Consider the following 26344-nt stretch of genomic DNA (forward strand, 5'->3'; position numbering starts at 1 on the left):
CGGGGCGTTCGCTCAGTTTTCTCAAGGAAGGTTCTGTATGCCGATCACGCCGGGAGCGCGGGCGCCGAGTTTTGCGTTGCGCAATCAGCACGGTCAAGAAGTCGATTCGCAGGAGCTTCTCTCGCGACGCGCAGTGCTCTTAGTGTTTGTGCCGCTTGCGTTCTCGCCCGTGTGTGCCGGGGAAGTCGCTCAGCTGAACGAATGGCACGATGTCGCGGCCAGCGCCGGAGTCGAAATCGTAGTGGTGTCGGTGGATTCGACCGCGACTCTGCGCGCCTGGTCAGACGCCGACGGCATCCGGCTGTCCTTGCTTTCGGACTTCTGGCCGCATGGCGCAGTCGCTCACTCGTTCGGGGCGTTTCTTGACGACAAAGGCTTTGCCGGCCGCACGAGTTTCTTGATCGATAAGACCGGAATTGTTCGGGATGTAATCACGTCGCCGCTCGGCGAACCCCGCTTGTTTGCTGACTACGAACGGGCTATTGGGCGACTTTCTGAGGAACGTCGCTGATCGTTTTGGGGTGGGTGTGTAATTGGCACCAAAATCCCGTGTAACATTATCGAGCGCTGCTTCGCATTGCGTCGCTGCGGGCCTTTAGCTCAGCTGGTAGAGCGCCACGTTTACACCGTGGATGTCATCGGTTCGATCCCGGTAGGGCCCACCGCAACAGAAAACCCCCGTCATTGACGGGGGTTTTCTTCGTTTCCCGTGCCCATTCGGCGTTATGCTCCCTGCACGACCCGCGGCAGTCCGGTCGATGCGGTCTCAACCTGATGAGGCGAAGCTTCATGTCGAATGACGTCCCAGATTCTGTGCTCGATCGCGCACACGACCATGCCCAGCGCTACCTTCACGGCTTGGCTGCTCGCCATGTCGGTGCGCGCGCGGAGCGTGACGAGATGATGGCGGCGCTGCACGAACCGCTGTCGACGCTGGGCGAGGACGACAGCTCCGTGATCGATCTGCTCGCCGGCCAAGCCGAAACCGGGATGACCGACTGCGGCTCTCCGCGATATTTCGGTTTCGTCATCGGCGGCGCCCACCCCGTTGCTCTTGCCGCGGATTGGCTGGTGTCAACGTGGGACCAAAATGCGGGCATCCACGCGATATCGCCCTTTTCTGCTGCAGTGGAGGAGGTCGCCGCCGAGTGGCTGCTTGATTTGTTCGGTTTGCCGAATGATGCCTCAGTTGGCTTCGTTACAGGCGGACAAATGGCGAACTTCACGTGCCTTGCGGCGGCCCGGCATGCCGTGTTGAGGCGCGTAGGTTGGGATGTCGAACTCGACGGACTTGCTGGTGCGCCGCGCGTAACAGTCGTGGTCAGCGCCGCAACTCACGTGACGATTGATGTGGCGTTGCGGTATCTGGGCTTTGGCACCCGCTCGCTCGTGACAGTAGACGCCGACGATCAGGGCCGGATGCGCGCAGACAGCCTGCGTGACGCACTCGCCACCGTGGGCGGTCCCGTGATCATTTGTGCCCAAGCGGGCAATGTGAATAGTGGTGCGTGCGATCCTCTTCGCGAGATCGCGGAAATTGCCAATGAAATGGATGCGTGGCTCCACGTAGACGGGGCGTTCGGACTCTGGGCGCGGGCCAGCGCCGAGCTAGTGCCCCTCGTCGATGGCATTGAGAAGGCGGATTCGTGGTCCACCGACGCCCACAAGTGGTTAAACGTTCCCTACGACAGCGGCGTCGCGATTGTGAAACACGCAGCCGACCACCGTGCCGCTATGAGCGCATCAGCGGCGTATCTCATCCAGACCTCAGGGGCTGAGCGGGACGCCATAGATTGGGTTCCCGAACTCTCGCGACGGGCCAGAGCGATTCCGATTTACGCCACAGTGCGCGCGCTCGGCCGCAAGGGCATCGACGATGTGATCTCGCGTAGCTGCAGGCGCGCGCGGCAGATGGCATCGATTCTGCAGAGTGCAGAGGGTGTCGACGTACTCAACGATGTAGTTCTCAATCAAGCGCTCGTGCGGTTTGCCGACTCAGACGATGTGACGCGCGCGGTAGTCACTGGAGTGCAAGCGGAAGGCACCTGCTGGGTGAGTGGCACTACGTGGAACGGGCACGCGGCAATGCGAGTCTCGGTGACCAACTGGGCGACGAGCGAACACGATATTGAGCTCAGCGCTGCCGCAATTCTCAAGGTCTACGGTGTCGAACTACATAACCGCATCCACTGATTCAGTGGGGTGGAGAACCCACTCTCGGCGGAGTGGGCCCCTGTGCCCGCTCGTAAGCGGAGCACCAGGCTGCTCGTCGTTCTCGCTGCGGGGGAGACGCTTTCTCCACTCTCGTAGATCGGTCTATCCCTCATATTTGTTTCGATAACTGCGCTAACAACGGCTAGTCATACCCGCAAAACATTGGTATCGCCTTAGGATTTGTGCATGGCATTCCACGACGACGTTGACGACGCGAACGATGCGAACGACGAAACGTCTTCAAAGCATGAGTTCGAACTACCTTTCCCGCACGCTGCGGCCGCGAAAAAACCCGGCTCAGATTCGGCTGAATCCCTGAGCGATGACGGTCGTATCGACCTCAGCGAAGCGTCGGCCGACGGCATTATCGATCTCGATGCCGCCCTTAACGGCGAAGCACCCGAACCTGTTTCAGCACGGGATGATTCTCTCGCGCCTCCCGTGGATTCTGCGATCCCCGCACCCTTCGACTTGAACGAAGAATTTCAGCGCTCCGATATTGCGGATGCCCTCAATCAAGGAATGCCGCCCTGGGCCATGGCCCCGGCGCCCGATCCGACTCAAGCCGTTCCGCAGCTTGACGCCCCCGAGTCCGCTTCAATTTCGGATGCTCCGGTGAGCGCCGAAGAGCCGACCCCCTCTGTCTCGGACCCTGCGACTGCCTCCGCAGATGACGACGATGACGACCCGTACCAAATCCCTGCTGACTACACGACGCCCGATTTCTTCGCGTCACGAATTTCTCGTCGGCGGACTCCGGCCGAAGCAGAGGCAGAGAATGCTGCCGCTGCGGCTGCCGAACTTGCGGCGCTGGAGGAAGAAGCGAACGCGACTGTCAGTGGCGCCGATGGGGTAGTTGCAACCGGTGACGCTTTCGATGTGAGCGCGGACTCTGCAGACGAAAAAGAGTTCAGCTTCGAATCCCTTTTCGCTACTGAGGAACCCGCCGCCGCGCCGAAGCCCCCAGCATCCGCTGACGACTTTGACGACACGATGTGGGCTGACGTTTCGCCTGCGATCGCTGAAGGCGAGCCCGCTGCCGAGGCGGCCGAATCAGACGCGCCAGCGAACCACATCTGGAAGCTTGGGCCGCTTGAGCCCGAGGTCGCCGGAACGTCGGTGCCCGCTAGTTCTTCCGTGCCAACCGATGGCACTGAGCTTCCGACGGACACCGCCGCCGCTCTTCCCATTGAAGAGGTAGTTGAAGGCGCCCCGATGTGGAACCTCGACGGCAAGGACGCTCCCGCGACGGCCGCAGAGGTTCCGAGCCTTGGCCTCGACGGGTTCCTGTCGCTCGATAACGACCAACCCGTTGCGGATGCGGCTGCTGGCGCTGAGCAGTCGGCCACAGACGCGATTGACGCCTCTGACGCCACTCATGTTTCATCGGATGCCGCTGCGGAAGCTGAAAACGTCGCTGCCGAGCTCCCGCCGGTCGAAAGCGTTTCGGCCTTCGACCTTGACGCTGCGTTCGAGGAAGCCGCTTCAGCCGTACCCACGGGTGTCTCGAGCGCCGATGTTGAGGGAAACGTTGCGGACAGCGTCGAGGAGCCAGACGTCAACGATGTTGACGAGCCAGGTGCCAACGCCGTCGAAGAGTTGCGTGTCGACAGTGTTGACGAGGTCACAGACGACGCCTCGATCGATCCCGTGGTCAAGTTCTTCGCCGCTCCCGCCCCTGCGCCCGCGACCCCTGCGCCTTCAGGCGAAATGCACGACGATGCCAGCTCTGCGGCGGAGTCCGGTCTATCTGCGGTTGCAGAACCCGAAGCAACTGATGCGGATACCGCTGATGGTGCTGAGGCGCCAACGGCTGCTGACGAGGATGCCGCTCGTGATGCCGAGGCTGCACCGCCCCTGGCACCATGGTCTTTGAGCGCTGAGAATGCAATCGACCTAGATGACGAAATCGCGCCCGAAGTGAATGCGCACGACGAGTCGACCCAGCTCGACCAGTCTGAGCCGCAGGCTGTTGAGCCGGTTGCGGACGAATCAACTGACGCTGACGCAGACGACTTTAGCGCTTTCCTTTCGCTTCCACAGGAAGAGGAAATCGCGGCAACGACGGACGTCGAAGAGCCATCCGCTGCGGTGGCTGATGCCGCGCCATTTACTGTTGCGCCCGCCCAGCCCGCCGTCGAGAGTGACACGGGTGATGCCGCATCCGAGTTCGACTCTGCACTGCCACCTTTCCCGGTGCCGAATGTCACCGCTGCATCCGTGGACGAGCCGGCTCAGGTGCCGTCTGAGAGTGAAACCGACGTCGTTGCTGACCCCACAGCCAACACCGACTCTCACTCCGACTCCGACTTCGAATCGCCATTCGCCCCGCGGCAGTCATTCGTCGCCCCGTCGGCTGATGAGCCAGCTCCTCGCGTAGAGGATCTCTTCGGTGCAGCAGAGGATGTCGCACCGGTTGACGAGTCGTCGCCGGCCGCACCCTTCATCTCCAGCTTTGCTCCGCAGGCGCCGATTGTGCCCGCGAGTCCGCTAACCGAAGCCACTACAGAGGCACCCGCCGCCGATGACTCGTCCACTCCGGATGATGCTTCGTCCGCTCCGGATAGTGCCTCGCCCGTCGCCGGCGCGCCCGTCGAAGAAGCTGCGGCTTCGACAGCGGACGAGCCCGCCGAGGCTTCGGTTGAATCCGATGCGAGTGCTACTGGCGACGGTGATGACGCGCCGACGCCACCGACCCGCCGCTCGATGGCGGATGAAGAGTTGCTGACCTGGGCGGACAACCCTGCGAATCAATCGACGGGAACGCTCAGCGTCATCGAGGTCCTTGAAGCTCAATTGCGCTTGCGTGAAGAAGAAGCGCGCGAATATCGCGAGTGGGAGACCACGTTCCGTTCGCGTGGCGGCCCCGTAGCTGATCAGGTTATTGATCAAGTCCGATCGGAGTTCGCCGACGTCGTTGACGACGAAACGTCCACTCCCACCGATGCTGCGACGGATGCCCCCGAAGCCGAAGCAGCGCCAGCAGCCTTCGCTCCCGCCCCCGAAGCCATCGGAACCCCTGAGGCTGCACAAGCACCTGAGGTTGCCGAAGCGCCTGAGGTTGCCGAAGCGCCTGATGTTGCCGAAGCGCCTGATGTTGCCGAAGCGCCTGATGTTGCAGAAGCACCTGGCGTTGCAGCAGCCCCGGAGGTTACGGAGGCGCCCGCCGCTGCTCCGGCTGCCCAATTGCCGGCCTGGGACGTGCCGCCGCCCAGTGAATCGTGGTCGCCTCCCGCTGACTTCGAGGACGAGATCCCGTTCGCAGCGCATGCGGACCCGACCGGCTCCATCACGCTTCCCGTGGTCGGCGAAATCTCGGATGACAGCGCAGCGACTGCCGACACCGATGGTTTCGCATCCGCCTCTTCTCCGACGCCTGCTGCCGACGACACGGCCGTTACTGAGAGCGAACCAGCTCCTGATACTGCGGCGGAAGCGACGAGTCACGTTGCTGAGGATGCCGCCGCCGAGCCGGAAGCCGAAGTGCAGACCGAGGAGCAGCAGCCCGTAGCTGCGCCGCTGTTCGACCCCGCATCCGGTCTCCTGAGCTTCAGCAACGCAGCTCCTGAGCCTGCGGTCACGCCTGACACAACCGAGGCGCCTGACGCAACCGATGCACCTGACGTACCGCAGGAGCCCGCAGCCCCTGCCGCTGAGGATCTCTTCGCAGCGCCCGCACCATCAGCGCCAGCTGCGCCTTCCGCTGCTGACGCTCCGGCCGCTTTTGCCGGACAGGCCGCACCGGAGTTCCCCGCCGACGAAGATGGCGATTACGACGAACTGCCCTTCGCCCCACCGGCACTCGTTGAGCCCGATACTGCTCCGAGCATTCCGCGAGCGAATCTCGATGAGCATGTCTCCTTCGGCGATTTCGGCTTCGCGCCACCACCGGCTGATGCTCCGCCTGTCGAGATGCCCGAAGCTGTAGCTGAAGAAGACGCTTCCGAAGAGCCGTTTGCGTTCGGCCTGAGCGCTGACACGCACGCTTCCGACACTTCAACGCCCACTGTCGATGACGCAGTTTCTGTCGACTCAGCGATCGCGTCGGCCGAAGCACAGGGTGCAGCCGCCCCAATTGCGCCATCTGAAACGCCTGAGGACGAAGCTAAATCTGAAGCTGAAGTCGAGCCGACTTCTGATGTCACGACTGCTGCAGCCCCGGCGTTCAACTTCGCTTCGACGGAAAACCCGCACTACGTTGCGTCCGACCCGATCGATTTCGATGATCTTCTGAAGACTGACGACATCGACGATACCGACGTCGACACCGATGAGCCTGAGGTTGACCCTCTCGTGGCATTGCTGGCGAACGCCGCCCCGCCGATGCAGGGTGACCCGCTCTCCGAGGTGCAGACTGGTTCGATCGCGGTCAACCAGGCCGATTTCGAAGCAGAATCTGACGACGCTGTGGATGACAGCGATCGCCTTACTTATTCCACGGATCTTTCCGCAGGCGTTGGCGACGTTCCTTCCGCGACCACTGCTACGACGGACGATGAGATTCCGTTCGCCGCGCGTGCCGCAGGCGCCGCCGCGATCGGGGGAGCCGCTACAGCAGCATCGTCACTCGCATCGCAGCCGGCACCGATCGATGCCGCAGTGCCGCTTCCGGCGCCCGCTGCCGTTCCCGTCGTTCCCGAGGCATCGGCCGCACCGTCGGTACCTCAGCCGGTAGCGCACTCCACCGCGGTAGTTGCCCAGCAGCCCCTCGGTCTCGAGGAAGTTGCACCGACCGCTCAGAAGGTCTTCAGCCTTGAAGAAAGCGGCCTTGAGCCCACCCCTGTTGACCGTCGAATCGGCCATGCGGCTCGTTTGTTCTGGCTGTGGTTCGCGGCTAACTCGTCGATCGTAAGCCTCGGTCTCGGTGCCGCAGTCTTCGCTGTCGGAATGAGCTTGCGCCAGTCGATCGTCGCGATCTTGGCTGGTGTCGCTCTGTCGTTCATCCCTCTGGGGCTCACGACTCTCGCGGGCAAGCGCAGCGGTCAGCCGACGATGGTCGTCTCGCGAGCATCCTTCGGTGTTCTCGGTAACATCGCACCGTCGGTCGTCGCCCTTATCGCTCGCCTCTTCTGGGGAGCGGTACTGCTGTGGGTCTTGGCATCGTCGGTGGCAATCGTGCTGGTCGGTTCCGACCTCAACGGTGGTCTCGGTGATCGTCAACTGCTGTTGATCGCTCTGGCCCTGTCGTTCCTGATTGCGCTAGTGATTGCCTTCGCCGGCTACCCTCTGTTTGCGCGCATCCAGCTCATCCTGAGCATCATTTCGGGTGTTCTCGTCGTCGGTCTTATTGGCTTCACGGCGCAGTACATCGACATCTCTCAGGCCCTCACCACACCGGATGGCTCGTGGTTGCTCACGATCACCGGCGCTGTGCTCGTCTTCAGCTTCCTCGGTCTGGTCTGGGCCTACAGCGGTGCAGATATCGCTCGCTACCAGCGTCCGTCGTCGAGCGGCGGGGCATCCATGCTCTCGGCTACCTTCGGTGCGGCGCTGCCCGCCTTCGCGTTGATCGCTTACGGTGCGCTTCTCGCCGCATCCGACCCGGCCATCGCCCGTGGATTCTTGGCATCGCCTCTCGATACCTTGATGCTCCTGCTGCCGAGTTGGTACCCGATCCCGCTGTTGCTCGCTGCCACGTTGAGCCTGCTCTCCGGCATCACCCTGAGCCTCTACTCCGGCGGTTTCGCCCTCCAAGCAATTGGTGTGCGCGTTCCCCGTCAGTGGTCGATTGTGATCGTTGCCGTATTGCTCGGTGCTCTCTCGATCCTCTTCGCGTTCGGCGTCAACGGTGGCATCAACGAACTGTTCCGGGATGTCGCGACAACTCTCGCGGTGCCCACTGCAGCCTGGGCCGGTATCTTTGCTTCGGAAACGATGATCCGCACCCGCAAGCTGGACAGTGCAGCGTTGCTATCCCGTGGTGGTGTCTACGGCGACGTGCGCTGGGTCAACCTCAGTGCCTTCGTCGTGATCTCCGCAATCGGCTTCGCTCTCACCAGCGCAACAATCAGCTGGCTTTCATGGCAGGGCTACGGCTTCACCGCTCTCGGTGTAGACCTCACCTCGGAACTCGCCGGAACCGACCTGGGTGTACTCGTTGCTCTCGGCCTCGGACTCCTGACGCCGCTCGTCGCGGGCATCCCCGCCATCCGTCGTCAAGAGGCTGAGCAAGCTGAGCGCGCTCCGCGTCCCGCCTAGACTGAAAGCGTGTCTACTACTGTCGCTCACGTAATCGCCGCGGCTGAACAGCTCTGGCCCGTTTCTGGTGCCGAAGCGTGGGATGCCGTGGGCCTCGTCTCTGGCGACCTCGATGCTCCGGTGTCGACGATTTCGCTCGCTGTTGATGCCGTTCTCGACACCGTCGACGAGGCGATCGCCGACGGCGCCGACATGCTCATCACGCATCACCCTCTCTTGCTGCGAGGCGTAACGTCGGTCGCCAGCGACCGCTACAAGGGCGCGGTGCTCACCAAGCTGATCCGAGCCGAGTGCGCGTTGCTCGCTGCCCACACCAATGCGGATGTCGTAGAAACCGGAACATCGGGTCGCTTCGCTACAAAGCTGGGCTTGTCGTCGATCGCACCCATCGTTGAAGGCGAAACTCCGGATCGTGGCATCGGCCGCACGGGGCAACTGCCGGAGGCGATGACGCTCGGTCGCCTCGCTCGCCTCATCGGTGAGATTCTGCCGCCGACGGCCACGGGCATCCGTGTCGCGGGTGATTTTGATCAACTGGTTCAGTCGGTGGCATTGTGCGGGGGAGCGGGTGACGCATACTTGAACGACCCGGCCGTATTGGCGTCGGATGTATACATCACGAGTGACCTTCGGCATCATCCGGCCTCTGAGGCTCGGGAGAACGCTCGGCTGCAGAATGGTCCGGCACTGATCGATGTGTCGCACTGGGCGAGCGAGTGGTTGTGGCTCGACGCCGCAGCCGACGAATTGCGTGCGCTGCTGCCAGACGTAACGATTACGGTGAGCGAACTGCGCACTGACCCTTGGGATTTTGCGGTTGTGCAGTAAGCGCACCGTTAGACAGAAAGAAGCATGACTATGGCGTTGACCGCTAGCCCAGCTGACCAAGCTTTACTCCTCGACCTGCAGGCCTTCGACACGAAGATTGCCCAGTTGGAGCACCGCGCTAAGAAGCTTCCCGAGCACGAGCAGTTGTCGGAGCTCAAGAAGCACCGCGACAAGCTTCAGCTGACGATTCTCGAAGAGCGTGGCATCAAGGAAGACATCGAGCTCGAAATGAGCCGCATCGAGTCTGACGTCAAGGTTGTCGAAGCGCGCATTGCTCGTGACACGTCACGCCTCGATGCTAGTTCGTCGCCCAAAGACGTTGCTGCCCTTGAGCAGGAGCTCACCGCTTTGCGCACGCGACTCAGCAACCTTGAAGACATTGAGCTCGCCGTTATGGAGAAGCTTGAAGCGCAGCAGAAGGTCGTAGACAACCTCCTGGAGCAGGGCGGAAACCTTACCTCTCAGTTCGCCGAACTCGAAGCCAGCCGCGACGAGGCTCTCTCCGTGATCGAAGCTGAGCTGGGAACGACTCGCACCGGTCGCACCGCGTTGCAGGCCACCATTCCGGAAGACCTTCTCGCTCTCTACGAACGTCAGCGCGAGCGTTACGGCGTTGGCGCTTCGTTGTTGCGCGGCGGAGTATCGCTGGCATCCGGAGTCAAATTGCTCGAGAACGAGATGCAGGAGATTCGTGCCGCTGCTCCCGACGCCGTGATTATGTGTGCCAGCAGCGAGGGCATCCTTGTCCGAACGAACGAGTCGGGACTCTAAGCGCTCTCCGAACGCTAAGCTAGACCGTTGAATGGGTCGGCAAGACGGTCGCGTTATCCGTTATGGATACCGAGGAACGTCCGGGCTCCGCAGAGCAGGATGGTGGGTAACACCCACCCGGGGTAACCCGCGAGAACAGTGCAACAGAAAGTAGACCGCCACAGACTTCGGTCTGGGGTAAGGGTGAAACGGTGGTGTAAGAGACCACCAGCGGCCGGGGTGACTCGGTCGGCTAGGTAAACCTCGTCCGGAGCAAGATCAGACAGAAGACGCTAAGGCTGCTCGCCAAGTCTTCGGGTAGATCGCTAGAGGTGTGCGGCAACGTACATCGTAGATAGATGACCGTCCAGCACGAGATTTCGGTTTCGTGTGAACAGAACCCGGCGTACTAGCCGGCCCATTCCTTCATCGCAGTCCAGCCGCGCACTCACCCGCGTAGCGCCGGCTCTAGTGCAGCGCGCCCACCAGCGAGGCCCGCGTCTAAACGACGCCGCTTGTGCCGAGCAGGGTCCCGATCAGGAATGTGGTGATGAGCGCGAGTGCGCCGCCAATCACGATGCGAAGCGTTGGTCGCACCCAACTGTTGCCGCCGACGCGGGCCGAGAGCGCACCCGTGATCACGAGCGCCGTAAGCACCGCGATAAACGTCGCAAGAACTCGAATGGGTTCGGGAGCGATAAGAATTGCAGCCAGCGGTAGAACACCGCCGACGGTGAAGGCCAACGCGGATGCTCCGGCCGCTTGCCAGGCGCTCACGACGTCGTGCTCAGTGATGCCGAGTTCGGCTTCGAGATGTGCCGCCAACGCATCATGCTGCGTGAGCTCTTCAGCTACCTGCTGAGCGGTGGCAGCGCTAATGCCCTTGGCCTCGTAGATAGCGGCCAGTTCGGCCAGCTCTTCCTCGGGCATCTCCGCGAGCTCGCGGCGCTCCTTCTCAATGAGCGCACGCTGGCTATCGCTCTGGCTGCTTACGCTCACATACTCGCCGAGGGCCATCGAGATCGCCCCGCCGACGAGCCCCGCAACGCCGGCGGTGATGAGCGGTGCAATGGCGGATGTCGCACCCGCGACACCCACGACGATTGCCGCGACAGAAACGATGCCGTCATTCGCGCCCAAAACTCCGGCGCGCAACCAGTTCAGACGACCCGCGAGGTCTCCGGAGTGGGGCTCGTTCGAATGGAAGCTCATCGTTATTCCTTCACGGCTAACGCTGCGGCGCCCATGATCCCGGCGTTGTTCCGCAGTTTTGCCGGAATGATCGGAGCGTTCAACTTCAGCAGCGGCAAGAACTTCTCGTGACTCTTAGAAACACCGCCGCCCACCAGAATGAGGTCGGGGGAGAAGAGCAGTTCAAGGTGGGTGTAATAGCGCTGCAGTCGCTTTGCCCAAGATTTCCAGCTCAGACGGCGGCGTTCTTTCGCTGCGAACGAGGCGCCTTTTTCTGCGTCGCGGCCACCGATCAGCAGGTGCCCGAGTTCGGAGTTGGGAACGAGCGTTCCGTTGTAAATCAGTGCACTGCCGATTCCAGTGCCCAGCGTAGTGAGTAAGACGAGCCCCGAAACACCCTGGGCGGCGCCGTAACGCACTTCGGCAACGCCAGCGGCATCCGCATCGTTGACGAAGTGGATGTCGCGACCGAGGGCTTTCTCGAATAGCTTCTCGGCATCCAGCCCGATCCACTCTTTGGAGATGTTGGCGGCAGACATGGTCTTGCCGTTGCGAACGATCGCGGGAAAGCACACGCCAACGGGCATGCCTTCAGGGAGGCCGCCGAGCTTCTCGATCAGCTCGACAACGACGGCGATGATCTCTTTAGGCTTGCCCGACTTGGGTGTTGCGATCTTCATCCGCTCGCTCACGAGCTTGCCGGTATCGGTATCAACGATGGCACCTTTGATGCCGGTGCCGCCGATGTCGATTCCTAGTGCCTGAGTCATAGTGTCTACTTTCGCGTGCGTAGGGATGCGTCAGATCGTGTGCGAGCTATGTCGTTAGGGGAGTGTCAGAATTTCAGTGCCCCGTTCAGTCACAACCATTGTGTGTTCGAACTGGGCAGTCAAGCTCTTGTCGCGGGTGGTGACCGTCCAGTCATCAGCCCACAGATCCCACTCGTGGGTGCCGAGCGTCAACATAGGTTCGATCGTGAAGACCATGCCGACCTCGATCACATCGTTGAACTGCGGCGCGGAGTCATAGTGCGGAATGATGAGGCCGGAGTGGAAAGCTGAGCCAACCCCGTGCCCCGTGAAGTCTCGAACCACGCCATAGCCAAAACGCTTCGCGTACGACTCAATCGCGCGGCCGATCACGTTGACCTGGCGACCGGGTGCCACGGCCTTGATGCCGCGGTTGAGAGCTTCCTGAGTGCGCTCTACAAGGTTGCGGGCATCCTCTGACACCTCTCCGACAAAGAATGTCTTGTTGAGGTCGCCGTGCATGCTGTCTTTGTAGGCGGTGATATCGATGTTGATGATGTCTCCATCCTCAAGCACGGTGTCATCGGGGATGCCGTGACAGATCACTTCATTGATACTCGTGCAGCATGACTTAGGGAACCCGCGGTACCCCAGCGTCGACGGGTAGGCGTCGCGCTCGAGCATGTACTCGTGAGCGATGACATCGAGCTCTGCCGTCGTGATGCCGGGGCGAATAGCGGCACCCACCGCTTCGACTGCACCGGCGGCAATCTTTCCCGCGGCGCGGATGCGGTCAACTTCTTCGGCGCTGTAGACGTCTGACCCGGTGAAGGGGCGCGGCGCCGTCTTGCCAACGTACTCGGGCCGAGTTATCGACTTCGGCACAGCGAGTTGAGGTGGGATTACTCCCGGAACGAGGTGACCAGAATTATCCCGAGGCATTGGTCTAGTCTACCGGCGTAGGCTTACCGCGAGCGAAAGGACGAACCACATGGAGCAATGGTGGTACAACCACAAGACCGGTGAAGTCGAAGAGGGGCCGCAATCACTTGCGGTTGATCGCGACGGACCATTCGAAACGCGAGCAGAAGCCGAGCGAGCTCCGCAGATCATCGCCGAGCGTGCCCGCAAATGGGCAGCGGAGGAATCCGGCGCCTAGAGCTCGCCTCAGCGGGCTCCGGCGCCGGCCCCTCGACAGGCCACACGTCGTGGCGCCTAGATGACTCCTTGCGCGAGCATGGCGTCAGCGACGCGCTTGAAACCGGCAGCGTTCGCGCCGACAACGTAGTCTCCGGGATGACCGTAGAATTCCGCAGCCTCCCACGCAGAAGCGTGAACGCCGCGCATGATCTCGTGAAGCTTGTCTTCGCTTGACGTGAAGTCCCAGCGTTGGCGCGCCGCGTTCTGGCTCATCTCGAGCGCTGACGTGGCGACTCCGCCTGCATTGGCGGCCTTGCCTGGTGCAAACAGCACGTCTGCCGCCTGGAAAGTCTCAACCGCATCCGGAGTGCAGGGCATGTTCGCGCCTTCTGCGACGAGCGTGAGGCCGTTATTCAGCAGGGTACGGGCATCGCTCAGGGTGAGCTCGTTTTGGGTAGCGCAGGGGAAAGCTAACTCTCCCGGTACATCCCACACGGAACCTCCGGCGACATATCGCGCCGATGGGCGCCGCTCCGCGTACTCCGAAATGCGAGCGCGTTCGACCTCTTTCAACTGCTTGAGCAGTTCTAGATCGAGCCCGTTCTCGTCGACGATGTACCCGCTGGAGTCCGACGCGGTGATGGGTTTCGCGCCGAGCTGCTGAAGCTTTTCGATCGCGTAAATCGCAACGTTTCCCGAGCCCGAGACAATCGCGCGCTTTCCTTCGACGCTGTCTTGGCGCGTCGCCAGCATCTCTTGTGCAAAGAAAACCGTGCCGTACCCGGTGGCTTCAGTGCGAACTTCGGCGCCGCCCCATTGAACGCCCTTGCCCGTGAACATCCCTGATTCGTGGCGGTTCGTGAGCCGGCGATATTGGCCAAAGAGGAATCCGATCTCTCGAGCGCCCACTCCCATGTCGCCAGCGGGAACGTCGGTGTGTTCGCCGAGATGGCGATAGAGCTCGCTCATGAAGCTCTGGCAGAAGCGCATGACTTCGGCATCCGATTTTCCGTGAGGATCAAAATCTGAGCCACCCTTTGCTCCGCCGATGCCTTGCCCGGTCAGTGCGTTCTTGAAGATCTGCTCGAAACCGAGAAACTTGACGATGCCTAAGTTGACACTGGGATGAAAGCGCAGCCCGCCCTTGTACGGGCCGAGCGCCGAGTTGAACTGCACCCGAAAACCTCGGTTGACGCGAACGTTGCCCGCGTCGTCGTGCCAGGGCACCCGGAACATGATCTGGCGCTCAGGCTCAATCAGTCGTTCGACAATGCCAGCCTCGACGAATTCGGGGTGGTTGCTCAGTACCGGCGAGATGGATTCAAGCACTTCGTGAAGCGCTTGGTGGAACACCGGTTCATGAGCATTGCGGTGAGTGGCTTCGTCGTAGATAGCGCGGAGGGCAGGGGAAAGTGCAGAAGTCATTCATCGCTTTCGCAAGCAGTGGTGGATCTAAGAAAAGGGTTGTGCCCTAGTAAGAGTGGTCCTCGGTCGGATAAGAGCCTGAGGCCACATCGGCGCGGTATTCGTCTACCGCGCCCGCGAGCGTCGCACGCAAGTCGGCGTACTGTTTGACAAATTTGGGGATGCGTCCCTTAGTGAGGCCAGCCCAGTCCGTCCAGACCAGGAGCTGCCCATCAACGTGGGGGCCGGCGCCGACACCGATCGTCGGAATCGTGAGCGCTTCGGTGATCTTAGCTGCGGCATCTGCGGGAACCATTTCGAGCACGACCGCAAACGCGCCAGCCTCTTGAACGGCGAGGGCGTCGGCGAGAAGCTGCTCGAAGCCGTCTCCACGTCCCTGAATAACATGGCCACCGAGGCCGTGCTCGCTCTGCGGGGTGAAGCCGATGTGAGCCATCAGCGGGATACCGGCATCCACGATGCGTCGGATCTGCTCGGCGCTGCGCACGCCACCTTCGAGTTTCACGGCGTGGGCGCCGGTTTCTTTCATGAACCGGAACGCCGTGTGGAGCGCTTCGTCCGGACCTGTTTCGTACGAGCCGAACGGCAAATCCGCCACAACAAATGCGCGCGTCACGGCGCCAGCAACAGCGCGCGTGAGGGGGATGAGGTCGTCGATGCTCACCGGAAGGGTGGTGTCGTAGCCATAGACGTTGTTGCCAGCAGAGTCGCCCACCAGCAGGAAATCGATTCCCGACTCGTCGAAGATTCCGGCGGTCAACTGGTCGTAACTGGTGAGACCAACAATCTTGATGCCGTTCTCTTTCGCCGTCTGAAAGTGGCGAGTGCGAACTCGTTTGAGCTTGGCTTGGGCCTCAGCGGCGGCAGAGTCAGTCATAGCCGCCAGTCTATCGACACCGGCGCAGGGTTCAATTGGGCTAACGCGGCGGCGAGTGCGCTGCATAGATGCCTCAGAGCAAGTAGCCTTAGATCGGCAGAATCGATGTCGCAATTTCGCGGCAGGGCACGGATCGAGGGACTCAATGTCAATGGATAAGCAGCGCGACTTCGTTCTTCGCACTATTGAAGAACGCGGCATCAAATTCGTACGCCTCTGGTTTACGGATGTCGTGGGCACGCTCAAGAGCGTCGCTGTTGCTCCGGCAGAGATCGAGGGCGCCTTCGCAGAGGGCCTCGGCTTCGACGGTTCGGCCATTGAGGGCTTCACTCGGGCGTACGAGGCAGACATGCTCGCGCATCCCGACCCCACCACTTTCCAGATTCTCCCGTGGCGTGGAGAGATTGATCCCACTGCACGTATGTTCTGCGACATCACGACGCCCGACGGCCAGCCCGCAGCATCCGACCCTCGTAACGTGCTCAAGCGCACTCTCGAGAAGGCGGCCGAGCGCGGCTTCACGTTCTACACCCACCCTGAGATTGAGTTCTACCTGCTCAAGTCGAGCAAGCTCAAGAAGGGTCGCCCCGAGCCCGTTGACTCGGCAGGGTTCTTCGATAACGTTCCCGGGGGAACAGCTCACGACTTCCGTCGCCGTTCGGTGCGGATGCTCGAAGACCTCGGTATCTCGGTGGAGTTCAGCCACCACGAGTCGGGCCCCGGCCAGAACGAGATCGACCTTCGCTACGCCGACGCCCTCACGACCGCCGACAACATCATGACGTTCCGCACCGTGATCAAAGAGGTCGCTATCGAGCAGGGTGTCTACGCGACGTTCATGCCGAAGCCGATGTCGGGTCAGCCTGGTTCGGGAATGCACACCCACATGTCACTCTTTGAGGGCGACCAGAACGCGTTCTATGACGCGAGCGGTCACTACCAGCTGTCGAAGGTCGGTCGTCAGTTCATGGCCGGCGTTCTCAAGCACGCTCCGGAAATCACCGCCGTTACGAACCAGTTTGTGAACTCGTACAAGCGACTCTGGGGCGGCGACGAAGCGCCGAGCTTCGTTACGTGGGGCCACAACAACCGTTCCGCTCTCGTGCGCGTGCCGTTGTACAAGCCTGGCAAGGGGCAGAGCGCTCGTATCGAGTACCGCGCTCTCGACTCGGCTGCCAACCCGTACCTTGCTTACTCGTTGCTGCTTGCTGCCGGGCTCAAGGGCATCGAAGAGGGCTACGAACTTCCCCTCGAGGCTGAGGATGCCGTCGGCGATCTCTCGGAGCACGAGCGCCGCGCGCTGGGTTACGAGCAGTTGCCGTCGAACCTCAACCACGCGCTGAGCATCATGGAGAACTCCGAGCTCGTTGCCGAAACGCTGGGGGAGCAAGTTTTCAACTTCGTTCTTCTCAACAAGCGTCGCGAGTGGAAGGAATACCGCGCTCAGGTAACGCCCTACGAGCTCGAGAGCAGCCTAGAGATCCTCTAGACGCCGCGGTCACGTTATGTCGACGCCTACCTACACTCTGACCGAACTCGCCAAACTGGGCTTTCTCGAGCTCAGTGAGGCACGAGAGCGCCTTGTGGCGCTCGATCGGCCAGAAGTGCCGGCCGCGTTGTTCTCTCGTGCAGCGGACCCTGACCAAGCGCTTCGGCTGCTTCTTGAGCTCTCAGAATCGGCACCTCAGCAGTTGGTGCCGCTGCTCCAGAACGATGAAGCCGCTGTGCGCCTTGTTCAGGTGCTTGGAGCGTCCTCCGGGCTCGGTGACTTTCTCGTTCGTCATCCCTCTGAACTGGATGCGATGTGCACGCCGATCGCAGCTCCATCCTCGCCGGAGGAATACGTCGAGTCGCTCACTGAGGTCACACGTGAACTTGACGAGGAGGATGCCTGGGTCGCGCTGCGCGTTCGGTACCGTCGTGAGCTGGCCAAGATCACGGCGTGGGATCTTGCTCAAGACGATCCGCTTGCGGCCGTCGACCGCGTCGCGATGGCCCTCGCCGACCTTGCGGGAGCAGCCCTCGAAGCTTCTCTCTCGGTGGCCCGTCGTTCCGTTAACTTTCCCGAAGCGGATGTTGCTGCCACCCGCATCGCCATCATTGGCATGGGTAAAGCCGGCGCGCGTGAACTGAATTACGTGTCGGATGTCGACGTAATTTTCGTCACGGAGCCCGACGGCATCAGCGCCGACCGTGCTGTCACGATCGCAACGCCACTCGCAGTGCAGACAATTCGCGGCATCCAAGACCTCACGATCGAACCTGCTCTGTGGGAGGTCGACACCAACCTTCGCCCCGAGGGCAAAGACGGTGCTCTCGTTCGCACGCTCGAGTCTCATCTGGCGTATTACGATCGCTGGGCAGAGAGCTGGGAGTTTCAGGCCCTGCTCAAGGCGCGCCCCCTCGCCGGCGACCGCGAGCTCGGTGGCCGCTATATCGACGGCGTCTCGCCGCTTGTCTGGTCCAGCGCCTCTCGTGAGAACTTCGTCGCGTCAGTGCAGCGGATGCGAGAACGCGTCACCGAGAACATCCCTCCCCAAGAGCGCGATGTGCAGCTCAAACTTGGCCCCGGCGGTCTGCGTGATATCGAGTTCACGGTGCAGCTACTGCAGCTTGTGCACGGGCAGAACGATGAGACCGTTCGCCAAACCTCGAGCCTTCAGGCTCTCATTGCTCTGGCCGAGAGCGGCTACATCGGGCGCACCGAAGCGGGCGAGTTCGCGCGCGACTATCGGTTCTTGCGACTCTTAGAGCACCGCATCCAGTTGTCCCGCCTGCGTCGAACGCACCTCATGCCGCGCGACCCGGATGACCTCCGGGTGCTCGCACGCGCCACCGGGATCGCCAAGAACGCCGCTGACCTCACCGAACAGTGGCAGCGCACCAAGATCGCCGTGCGCCGCCTGCACGAGCGTCTCTTCTATCGCCCCTTGCTCTCCGCGGTGGCAGCACTGCCCGAAGAAGGCTTGGCGCTGTCGAGCGAGCAAGCGGCTGCGCGTCTCGCGGCCATCGGCTTTCTCGACCCCAAGGGTGCGCTCGCGCATATTGCAGCGCTCACCGGGGGTGTCTCTCGACGCGCGACGATTCAACGCGCGTTGCTGCCCGTTATGCTGCAGTGGTTCTCCGAAGGCGCTGACCCCGACTATGGGCTGCTCGCGTTCCGTCGTCTCAGCGAAGCGCTGGGGGAGGCCTACTGGTTCTTGAGAATGCTGCGAGACTCCTCCGGGGCCGCTGAGCGACTGACGCACGTGCTCTCGGCATCCAAATATGTGGGTGGATTGTTCGAGCGTATTCCGGAGGCGGCTGCGTGGCTCGAGCATGAGAAAGAGCTTCGCCCCCGACCACTCGCGGTCCTTCGTGATGAGGCACGCGCGATCGTCTCCCGCCACAAGGGACATGAGGATGCAGCGGCGGTGGCCTTGCGCACCGCACGTCGTCGTGAAGTGCTTCGACTCGCTATCGGCTCCATCGTTGGAGTGATCTCGATTCAGGAGCTCGGCCGTGGGTTGAGCGACATCACGACCACCATTCTCGAGGGAACCCTCGCGGTCTTGCGTCCTGAACCCGACGGAATCGAGTTTGGCATCATCGCAATGGGGCGCTACGGGGGAGCCGAATCCGGCTTCGGCTCCGATACTGACGTGATGTATGTCTATCGGGCGACGGACGCGTCCGCCGAAGACGCCGCGAAGCGCGCTACTGCTCTCGCAAAGGGCCTCACTCGAATAACCGAAGACGTCAAACTTCCTCTCGACCTCGACCTTGATCTTCGTCCCGAAGGAAAGAACGGCGCCATTGTGCGGTCTCTCGAGTCGTACGAGGCCTACTACGAACGCTGGTCACTCACCTGGGAAGCGCAGGCCCTGTTGCGTGCGCGCGGTGTTGCTGGCGATGAAGCGTTGCTCAACGATTTCACCGAGCTTGCCAATCGCGTGCGCTACCCGAAAGCGATTTCGCCGCAGGATGTTCGCGAGGTCAAGCGCATTAAGGCTCGCGTCGAGTCAGAGCGGCTTCCACAGGCTGCAGACCCGTCACGTCATCTCAAGCTCGGCCGAGGATCGCTGAGTGACGTCGAATGGTTCGTGCAGCTTCTTCAGCTTCAATACGGTGCCGCCGTGGAGGGTCTACGCACAACGTCGACGTTGGACGCTCTGGATGCCGCTGTCGCGGAGAAACTGGTCACGGCATCCGATGCGGAGCGGCTGCGTGAAGCATGGATCCTGGCCTCTCGGGCTCGGTCTGCCATCACGCTGTGGACGTCTAAAACGTCGGATGTTCTCCCCAACGATCGCCTTCAACTCGAGGGAATTTCGCGCATGTTGGAGTATCCGCCGGGCTCCGCCAGCGAACTAGAAGAGGACTATCTTCGCGCCACACGTCGTGCGCGCCGAGTGTTCGAACGGCGTTTCTACGGCGTCGCAAACGTTCCTCGTTCCTAAAAAGCTGCTCGGGTCTGCGCCGCGTAGTTCATGCCGTCTGGCGTGTGCCTTGAGGGGCTCCTTTTGTTTCGGCGGTGTAAAACCTGAAACCAATTGGGGCACGTTCAGGAGCCGCTTTAGCGCCCTCCATTCTTGTACCCCATTGTGGGGAGGGGTGGCGGCGAATTCGCGCCTAGGATTCGAAGCCGGCGCCACCGTAGACGATCAGTTCTACCCGCCCACGCCGAGTTCTCCTCGCCTGAAAAGCGCCCCGGACGGGCACTTTTTTGAATCCGACTCTGCCTCGGTGACCCAGCGTAGAAGCGGGTAACGAGCCTTCGCTCAACTTCGCAGAGGGACGAGTAAGAGTCGACCGAAAACGTCAGCCGAAAGGCCCACATCGCGACCGCGCGGCGTCTGCGACCGAGACCACTTTGCGTCGCAACCAGCCGAAACAGGAGCCTTGCGGTCGGCAAAACTAGCGGGCAATAATCAAGCAACTCAGCGCTGAGAAGCATCCTCAGCGTCGCGGATGATCACCTTTCACAATGACAAAGTCGGGGGCATTCGTGTTTATTTTCATTCTGCAGCTTCGCCACATGATCGAGGGTCACCCCGAGATCTATATGTTCGCTATCTACTCATCGCTTATCTGGGCGCTCTGGCTGCTCAAAGTCATTTTGTCGTCACGGTATCGACCGTTTACGGGCACTTTTACGGGCACGACAAGTGTCGTCGTGCCAGTGCTGGACGAGCCAGAGGACCTCTTTCGTGATGTTCTCGCTCGCATGGTCGAACAGCGGCCCTCCGAGATCATCGTTGTCATTAACGGTGCGCCGAACCCCACACTCGAGCGGATCAGCGAAGAGTTTGCACCGTTGGTGCGATGGGTGCACACCCCCATCCCGGGCAAGCGCAATGCCGTAATGATCGGCACGGAGCTGTCAACCGGTGACATCACGGTGCTCGTCGATTCCGACACGGTGTGGACAGACAACACGCTGTCAGAGCTCGTTCGTCCGTTCGCCGACACCAAAGTGGGCGGGGTCACGACGAGGCAGCGCATCCTGGAGCCAGAACGAAGCTGGATTACCCGCTGGGCGGACTGGCTGGAGAACTCGCGGGCGCTGTACTCAATGCCGGCTCAGAGCGTACTTGGCCAAGTGGGGTGCTTGCCCGGACGCACGATCGCGTTCCGCCGGTCGATCATGATGCGCGTGATGGACCGCTTCATGAATGAGCGCTTCATGGGCGTGTTTCTGGAGGTCAGTGATGATCGAACCCTCACTAACCTCGCGCTTCAGGAAGGTCATCGCACCGTGTACCAGCACACCTCGTTGGTCTACACCGATGCTCCGCTTGAGGTGAAGAAGCTGTACAAGCAGCAATTGCGGTGGGCACGGGGCAGTCAATACAACACGCTTCGGATGCTCCCATGGATGCTGGGCCACGCTCCCGTGCTCGCCATCTTCTTCATCATGGACATTATTTTGCCTTTCCTACTGGCGGGAGTAATAGCAGGCTGGATTTACCGCGCCATGAGCGGGCAGGGGTACAACTTCTACGAAGGCTTCCTCTCAGAATATGGAGTGCAGAGCGGGGTGCTTCTGGTGCTCGGCCTCATGGTCGTCTCCTCGGTCGTGAGCATGGCGATTCGGCAAGTGCGCCATCTCTCTGAGAAGCCCATGGACTTCTTCCGACTTCCGGCCTTCATCATCGTTTCGACGGCGTTTCTGATGCCCATCCGGCTCATTGGTTTCTTCAAGATGGGCCACGCCAGCGGCTGGGGCACTAGGGCAGGGGCGTATGCGGGTGGCAACTCCAATGATCTTCTCGTCGAACAGCTCGATGCTGACCGCGAGGCTATCGCTGATCTCGATTTCCAGCCAGCGAGCCCTGACGGGGCGGTGGCTGTACTTGAAGCGCCGCCACGACGCGCAACCCGCGTGGCAGCGAAGGCAGCTCCTGCGCGTCGGCTCAACCCCAAGGCCGCGTGGCCTTACGTCATCGGCATTTCGATCTTCGCAGTAGAGGCGGTATCCATTGTTTTCTTCTCGTAACTCCGCAATCGGTAGTAGCGCCGCAGCCTGGTGGGCAGTCAGTAGCGCGAGAACACGCTGGACGGGCGTCGGAAGCGCCGCACTAGTTCTCACGCTCGGCGCGACTAGTGCCTTCGTCTGGATCTCACCAACTAGTCCCGTCAATCAAACCCTCAGCAACGCCGCGAAGAGCGTGCTCGAAGCAGAGACGTTGGCGGCTGAACGAGCCGCATGGGAAGAAGAGCGAGACGACCTACTTTCTGAGATCGATGGGCTCGAAGAATCCATTGACGTCGCGAAGGAGAATCTGACGGAGACCAACGCCCAGTCTGCGGCGCTGCAGCAGGAACTGTGGTCGGTCGAGGGCACGCTCAAGGCCTTGCAAGCGAGTAGGTCGGCAAACTCCACTGCGCCAGTACCGTCAACCCCCAGCAAACCGCAGACTCCGTCGATCACGGCCGGCATAACGGCGCCGTCCAAAGCCGAGATTGTGAATCCTGCCTCGTCCTATCTGGGGCTATATACGGAGCAAGCGCCGTTCAACTGGGCAACGTATGACTCGGTCTCAGTGAAGTTGGGCAGCACCCCCAACACGGTGGGCTATTTCGGCGGCTGGGATGAAGACTTTAGGGCAAATGCGGTCACGCGATCGTGGTCACGAGACACGCTTCCCATTCTGACCTGGGAGTCACGTCCGATCGGTGCGGCAAACGATCAAGTCATCGAGCCTGATTACACCTTGCCGGCGATCATCGGTGACCCCGAGGCGGGCGTTGCTGGTGCGTTTGATGACTACCTTCACCAGTACGCACGTGACATCGTCGCTACAGGGCTACCCCTCGGCATTCGCCTGAATCACGAGATGAACGGTGTCTGGTACCCGTGGTCTGAGACGGATGGGCAAGGTAACTCCATCAACTCGAATCGCGTCGGGGACTTCGTCACCATGTGGCAGCACGTGCACGACATCTTCGCCGAAGAAGGCGCCAATGACCTTGTGATTTGGATCTGGGCGCCAAATATCATCAACAATCTCCCCGCGACTCACCAACCGTCGGAGTTCCTCGATGGGCTCTATCCCGGTGATGACTATGTGGATTGGGTCGGGCTCTCCGGTTACCTCCGGCCGGCCTACAAGCCCGAGAACGATTTCACTTTCAGCTACACGTTCGACGCGAGTCTCGCTGAGCTGCGACGCCTCACGAAGAAGCCAATCTTTCTCGCCGAAATCGGTGCGTCGGAAACGGGAGGCCACAAAGCCGCGTGGGTGACAAGCCTCTTTGAGTCCTTGGCGAAGCCCGAGAACGACGACATCGTCGGTATTTCATGGTTCAACATGGCGATCACGACCTACGTCGAAGGGGAGCGCGCCACTAACGATTGGCGAATCGAATCTCGTCCGGATTCGCTCGCGGCCTTTATTGAAGGTCTGGCGAGACCCGATAGCGACTTCACCCTAACGACACGCTGAACCGATGAATAAGGAGAACGATATGAACAGCACAGCAGCATCCGCAGCAGGGCAGATCATCGGTCAGTGGGGCGGCGCTGAGCGTCCTCGCTTGAGCGTCGTCGGCACCGGCTATCTCGGAGCAACCCATGCCGCAGCGATGGCCGAAATGGGCTTCGACGTCATTGGCGTCGACACCGATCCCGCCAAGGTGAAGCAACTCAGCGAGGGAAAAGTTCCCTTCTTCGAGCCGGGATTACCTGAGCTCATCCGCACGCACGTCGCGAGCGGGAGGCTTCGCTTCACGACCGACCTGGCAGAGGCCACAGCGAACTCCGACATCCACTTCATCTGCGTCGGTACCCCGCAGCAGCGGGGGAGTAACGCGGCGAACCTCGATTATGTTGAAGAGGCGACGCGACAGGTGGCGCGCTATCTCACGCACGACGGGCTCATCGTCGGCAAGTCGACGGTGCCGGTGGGTACGGGGGCACGTCTGCGCTCCATCATTGCGGATGCGGCCCCTCTGGATGTCGCGGTCGAGCTGGTATGGAACCCCGAGTTTCTCCGTGAGGGCAAGGCTGTCGAGGACACGCTGCGCCCGGATCGCATCGTGCTGGGCGGAGTCTCTCCCCGCTCGGAAGCGGCGCTTCGCCAGGTGTACGCGATCCCTATCGAATCGGGCACACCCGTAATTGTGTGTGACCTTCCGACAGCAGAACTCGTCAAGGTGAGTGCGAACGCATTCTTAGCCACCAAGATCTCCTTCATCAACGCGATCGCGGAGGTGTGCGACTCTGCCGGCGCCGACGTGGCGGTCCTGGCGGATGCACTCGGTCACGATGTGCGCATCGGCCGGCAGTTCCTTAACGCGGGCCTCGGATTCGGCGGGGGCTGCCTGCCGAAGGACATTCGCGCTCTCATTCACCGCTCGAGTGAGCTCGGCGCGACGAAGGCTGCGGCGCTGCTTCAACAGGTCGATGAGATCAACATGTCGCAGCGGCTCCAGGTAATCGGTCTGGCCATCGACGCCTGCGGTGGCTCAGTGCTCAACCGGCGCATTGGAATTCTTGGCGCTGCTTTCAAGCCGCTTACCGACGACGTGAGAGATTCGCCAGCGCTCAACGTGGCGGCAGCGCTGCACCTGCGCGGGGCTCAAGTGGTGGTCTATGACCCGGAAGCTACTGAAACGGCGCAGCGGATGTTCCCCACGCTCACCTATGTGGATTCGGTCGACGAGGCGGCAACGGGTTCCGATGCGTTGCTTGTGCTCACGGAGTGGGACGAGTTCACGGCGAGCGATCCAGTTGCTCTGGGTGCTCTCGTTGGCCGCCGGGTCATGATCGATGCCCGAAACTGCTTGCCCGCGGCCACGTGGCGTGCTGCTGGCTGGTCATTCAGCGGACTCGGGGCGGCATCCTCGAAGGCTCCTGCTATCGACGGCAGCGGTGTCGACCTCACGCGTCGCGCTCCGCAGCTGGCAACAGCCGGCTAGTCCGCTTTCGTTAACGAAGTGGGGCCGCATCCCGAAGGATGCGGCCCCACTCTCTGCTGTGTGAGCGCTTAGACGCCGAAGTACAGTTCGTACTCGTACGGGTGCGGGCGCTGTGCGAACGGAAGCAGTTCGTTCGTACGCTTGTAGTCGATCCACGTCTCGATGAGGTCCTTGGTGAAGACGTTGCCTTCCATGAGGAACTCGTGGTCAGCTTCAAGGGCTACAAGTGCCTCTTCGAGCGAAGCGGGAACCTGAGGGATCAGGCGGGCTTCCTCGGGAGGCAATTCGTAGAGGTCCTTGTCAACGGGCTCGTGCGGCTCAATCTTGTTCTTGATGCCGTCGAGGCCAGCCATGAGCTGCGCAGCGAATGCGAGGTAAGGGTTACCCGAAGCGTCAGGCGCGCGGAACTCGATGCGCTTGGCCTTGGGGTTGGTTCCCGTGATCGGAATACGGATGGACGCCGAACGGTTTCCGGCCGAGTACACGAGGTTTACGGGAGCTTCGAATCCGGGGATCAGGCGACGGTACGAGTTGACCGTGGGGTTCGTGAACGCGAGCACAGCAGGTGCGTGCTTGAGGAGTCCACCGATGTACCAGCGAGCGGTGTCGCTGAGTCCGCCGTAGCCCTTCTCGTCGTAGAACAACGGGGTGCCGTCGTTCCACAGCGACTGGTGGGTGTGCATACCCGAACCGTTGTCGCCGAAGAGCGGCTTCGGCATGAACGTTGCGGTCTTGCCCCACTCGTTCGCCGTGTTCTTGACGATGTACTTGAACTTGAGGATGTCGTCACCGGCGTGAACGAGGGTGTCGAACTTGTAGTTGATCTCACCCTGGCCTGCGGTGCCGACCTCGTGGTGGCTGCGCTCGACCTCGAGTCCGACATCGATGAGCTTCACGACGATGTCGTCGCGGAGGTCAGCGTGCTGGTCAACGGGGGAGACGGGGAAGTAGCCACCCTTGAAGGGGGTCTTGTTGGCGAGGTTTCCGCCTTCTTCGGTGCGGCCGCTGTTCCAGGCACCTTCGCTGGAATCAACTTCGTAGAAGCTCTTGTTGGCCTTCACTTCGTAACGCACGTCGTCAAAGATGTAGAACTCTGCTTCGGAGGCGAAGAATGCGGTGTCCGCAATTCCCGTTGAAGCAAGGTACTTTTCTGCCTTCTTGGCAACCTGGCGCGGGTCTCGAGCGTAGATCTCGCCGTTGCGGGGGTTGTAGATGTCGAAGATGATGATGAGGGTGCGCTCGACGCGGAAGGGGTCGACGTACGCGGTAGTGACGTCGGGGATCAGCTGGAGATCCGACTCGTGGATTGACTGGAAGCCACGAATCGATGAACCATCGAAGAGCTGGCCGACAGCGAAGAAGTCTTCGTCGACTGAAGCTGCGGGAATGTTGAAGTGCTGCTGGATACCGGGCAAGTCGGTAAACCGGATGTCGACGAACTTGACGTCTGTGTCCTTGATGAAAGCAAGAACCTCAGACGAATTGGTAAACTTCGGATGAGACATTGAGTGGAACTCCAAGGGGTTCATTTGGTGATCGGCTGTCGTTACAACCACCTCTTAGGGTACAG

Annotated in this window: 17 protein-coding genes, 1 tRNA gene and 1 other RNA gene; 13 read left to right on the top strand and 6 right to left on the bottom strand. The window is 61.3% G+C overall.

Annotated features, from left to right (window positions below; translation table 11 throughout):
- Window positions 1-37: 37 nt before the first annotated feature.
- The 7 genes from CLV85_RS07130 (at window position 38) to rnpB (ending at window position 10415) form a co-directional block, all read left to right on the top strand.
- Window positions 38-511, top strand: coding sequence for a redoxin domain-containing protein (locus CLV85_RS07130; protein ID WP_100388854.1), 474 nt, complete (start codon window positions 38-40; stop codon window positions 509-511).
- 78 nt (window positions 512-589) lie between these two features.
- A tRNA-Val gene (locus CLV85_RS07135) sits at window positions 590-662 on the top strand.
- A gap of 127 nt (window positions 663-789) precedes the next feature.
- Window positions 790-2193: a pyridoxal phosphate-dependent decarboxylase family protein gene (locus CLV85_RS07140; RefSeq protein WP_100388855.1), complete on the top strand. Its 1404-nt coding sequence runs from the start codon at window positions 790-792 to the stop codon at window positions 2191-2193.
- A gap of 207 nt (window positions 2194-2400) precedes the next feature.
- On the top strand, window positions 2401-8412 hold the full coding sequence (locus CLV85_RS07145) for a cytosine permease (RefSeq protein ID WP_100388856.1): 6012 nt from the start codon (window positions 2401-2403) through the stop codon (window positions 8410-8412).
- 9 nt (window positions 8413-8421) lie between these two features.
- Window positions 8422-9240, top strand: coding sequence for a Nif3-like dinuclear metal center hexameric protein (locus CLV85_RS07150; RefSeq protein ID WP_100388857.1), 819 nt, complete (start codon window positions 8422-8424; stop codon window positions 9238-9240).
- Between the two features lie 30 nt (window positions 9241-9270).
- A complete protein-coding gene (locus CLV85_RS07155) occupies window positions 9271-10011 on the top strand; it encodes a zinc ribbon domain-containing protein (RefSeq protein WP_100388858.1) in 741 nt (246 codons plus the stop codon).
- 32 nt (window positions 10012-10043) lie between these two features.
- An RNA gene (rnpB, locus tag CLV85_RS07160) (RNase P RNA component class A) lies at window positions 10044-10415 on the top strand.
- A gap of 76 nt (window positions 10416-10491) precedes the next feature.
- Here rnpB and CLV85_RS07165 read toward each other — a convergent pair.
- Genes CLV85_RS07165 through map form a run of 3 tightly spaced genes read right to left on the bottom strand, consistent with a single transcriptional unit; the run spans window position 10492 to window position 12872 of the window.
- Window positions 10492-11202: a VIT1/CCC1 transporter family protein gene (locus CLV85_RS07165; protein WP_100388859.1), complete on the bottom strand. Its 711-nt coding sequence runs from the start codon at window positions 11200-11202 to the stop codon at window positions 10492-10494.
- A gap of 2 nt (window positions 11203-11204) precedes the next feature.
- Window positions 11205-11951: a polyphosphate--glucose phosphotransferase gene (gene ppgK / locus CLV85_RS07170; RefSeq protein WP_100388860.1), complete on the bottom strand. Its 747-nt coding sequence runs from the start codon at window positions 11949-11951 to the stop codon at window positions 11205-11207.
- A gap of 54 nt (window positions 11952-12005) precedes the next feature.
- A complete protein-coding gene (map, locus tag CLV85_RS07175; RefSeq protein WP_100388861.1) occupies window positions 12006-12872 on the bottom strand; it encodes a type I methionyl aminopeptidase in 867 nt (288 codons plus the stop codon).
- Between the two features lie 49 nt (window positions 12873-12921).
- Here map and CLV85_RS07180 point away from each other — a divergent pair, with 49 nt between their 5' ends.
- Window positions 12922-13089, top strand: coding sequence for a methionine aminopeptidase (locus CLV85_RS07180; protein WP_100388862.1), 168 nt, complete (start codon window positions 12922-12924; stop codon window positions 13087-13089).
- A gap of 56 nt (window positions 13090-13145) precedes the next feature.
- On the opposite strand, the gene gdhA is transcribed toward CLV85_RS07180, so the two are convergent.
- On the bottom strand, window positions 13146-14495 hold the full coding sequence (gene gdhA, locus CLV85_RS07185) for an NADP-specific glutamate dehydrogenase (RefSeq protein ID WP_100388863.1): 1350 nt from the start codon (window positions 14493-14495) through the stop codon (window positions 13146-13148).
- A 46-nt stretch (window positions 14496-14541) separates the two neighbouring features.
- A complete protein-coding gene (panB, locus tag CLV85_RS07190; protein ID WP_100388864.1) occupies window positions 14542-15372 on the bottom strand; it encodes a 3-methyl-2-oxobutanoate hydroxymethyltransferase in 831 nt (276 codons plus the stop codon).
- A gap of 151 nt (window positions 15373-15523) precedes the next feature.
- Between panB and glnA (CLV85_RS07195) the strand changes: the two genes are divergently transcribed.
- From glnA (CLV85_RS07195) to CLV85_RS07215, 5 genes are all read left to right on the top strand, one after another.
- Window positions 15524-16861, top strand: a complete 1338-nt coding sequence (gene glnA / locus CLV85_RS07195; RefSeq protein WP_100388865.1) for a type I glutamate--ammonia ligase — start codon at window positions 15524-15526, stop codon at window positions 16859-16861.
- 16 nt (window positions 16862-16877) lie between these two features.
- Entirely contained in the window at window positions 16878-19811 is a 2934-nt protein-coding gene (locus tag CLV85_RS07200) for a bifunctional [glutamine synthetase] adenylyltransferase/[glutamine synthetase]-adenylyl-L-tyrosine phosphorylase (RefSeq protein WP_100388866.1), read from the top strand.
- 548 nt (window positions 19812-20359) lie between these two features.
- Window positions 20360-21850, top strand: a complete 1491-nt coding sequence (locus CLV85_RS07205; protein ID WP_100389296.1) for a glycosyltransferase family 2 protein — start codon at window positions 20360-20362, stop codon at window positions 21848-21850.
- On the top strand, window positions 21834-23300 hold the full coding sequence (locus CLV85_RS07210) for a glycoside hydrolase family 26 protein (RefSeq protein ID WP_229820248.1): 1467 nt from the start codon (window positions 21834-21836) through the stop codon (window positions 23298-23300). Before CLV85_RS07205 ends, CLV85_RS07210 begins: the two co-directional genes overlap by 17 nt.
- 22 nt (window positions 23301-23322) lie before the next feature.
- On the top strand, window positions 23323-24774 hold the full coding sequence (locus tag CLV85_RS07215; RefSeq protein WP_100388867.1) for a UDP-glucose dehydrogenase family protein: 1452 nt from the start codon (window positions 23323-23325) through the stop codon (window positions 24772-24774).
- A gap of 68 nt (window positions 24775-24842) precedes the next feature.
- Here CLV85_RS07215 and glnA (CLV85_RS07220) read toward each other — a convergent pair whose 3' ends face one another.
- On the bottom strand, window positions 24843-26279 hold the full coding sequence (gene glnA / locus CLV85_RS07220; protein ID WP_100388868.1) for a type I glutamate--ammonia ligase: 1437 nt from the start codon (window positions 26277-26279) through the stop codon (window positions 24843-24845).
- Window positions 26280-26344 lie beyond the last annotated feature (65 nt).

The sequence above is a fragment of the Salinibacterium amurskyense genome, from assembly GCF_002797685.1.
Taxonomy (GTDB): domain Bacteria; phylum Actinomycetota; class Actinomycetes; order Actinomycetales; family Microbacteriaceae; genus Rhodoglobus; species Rhodoglobus amurskyensis.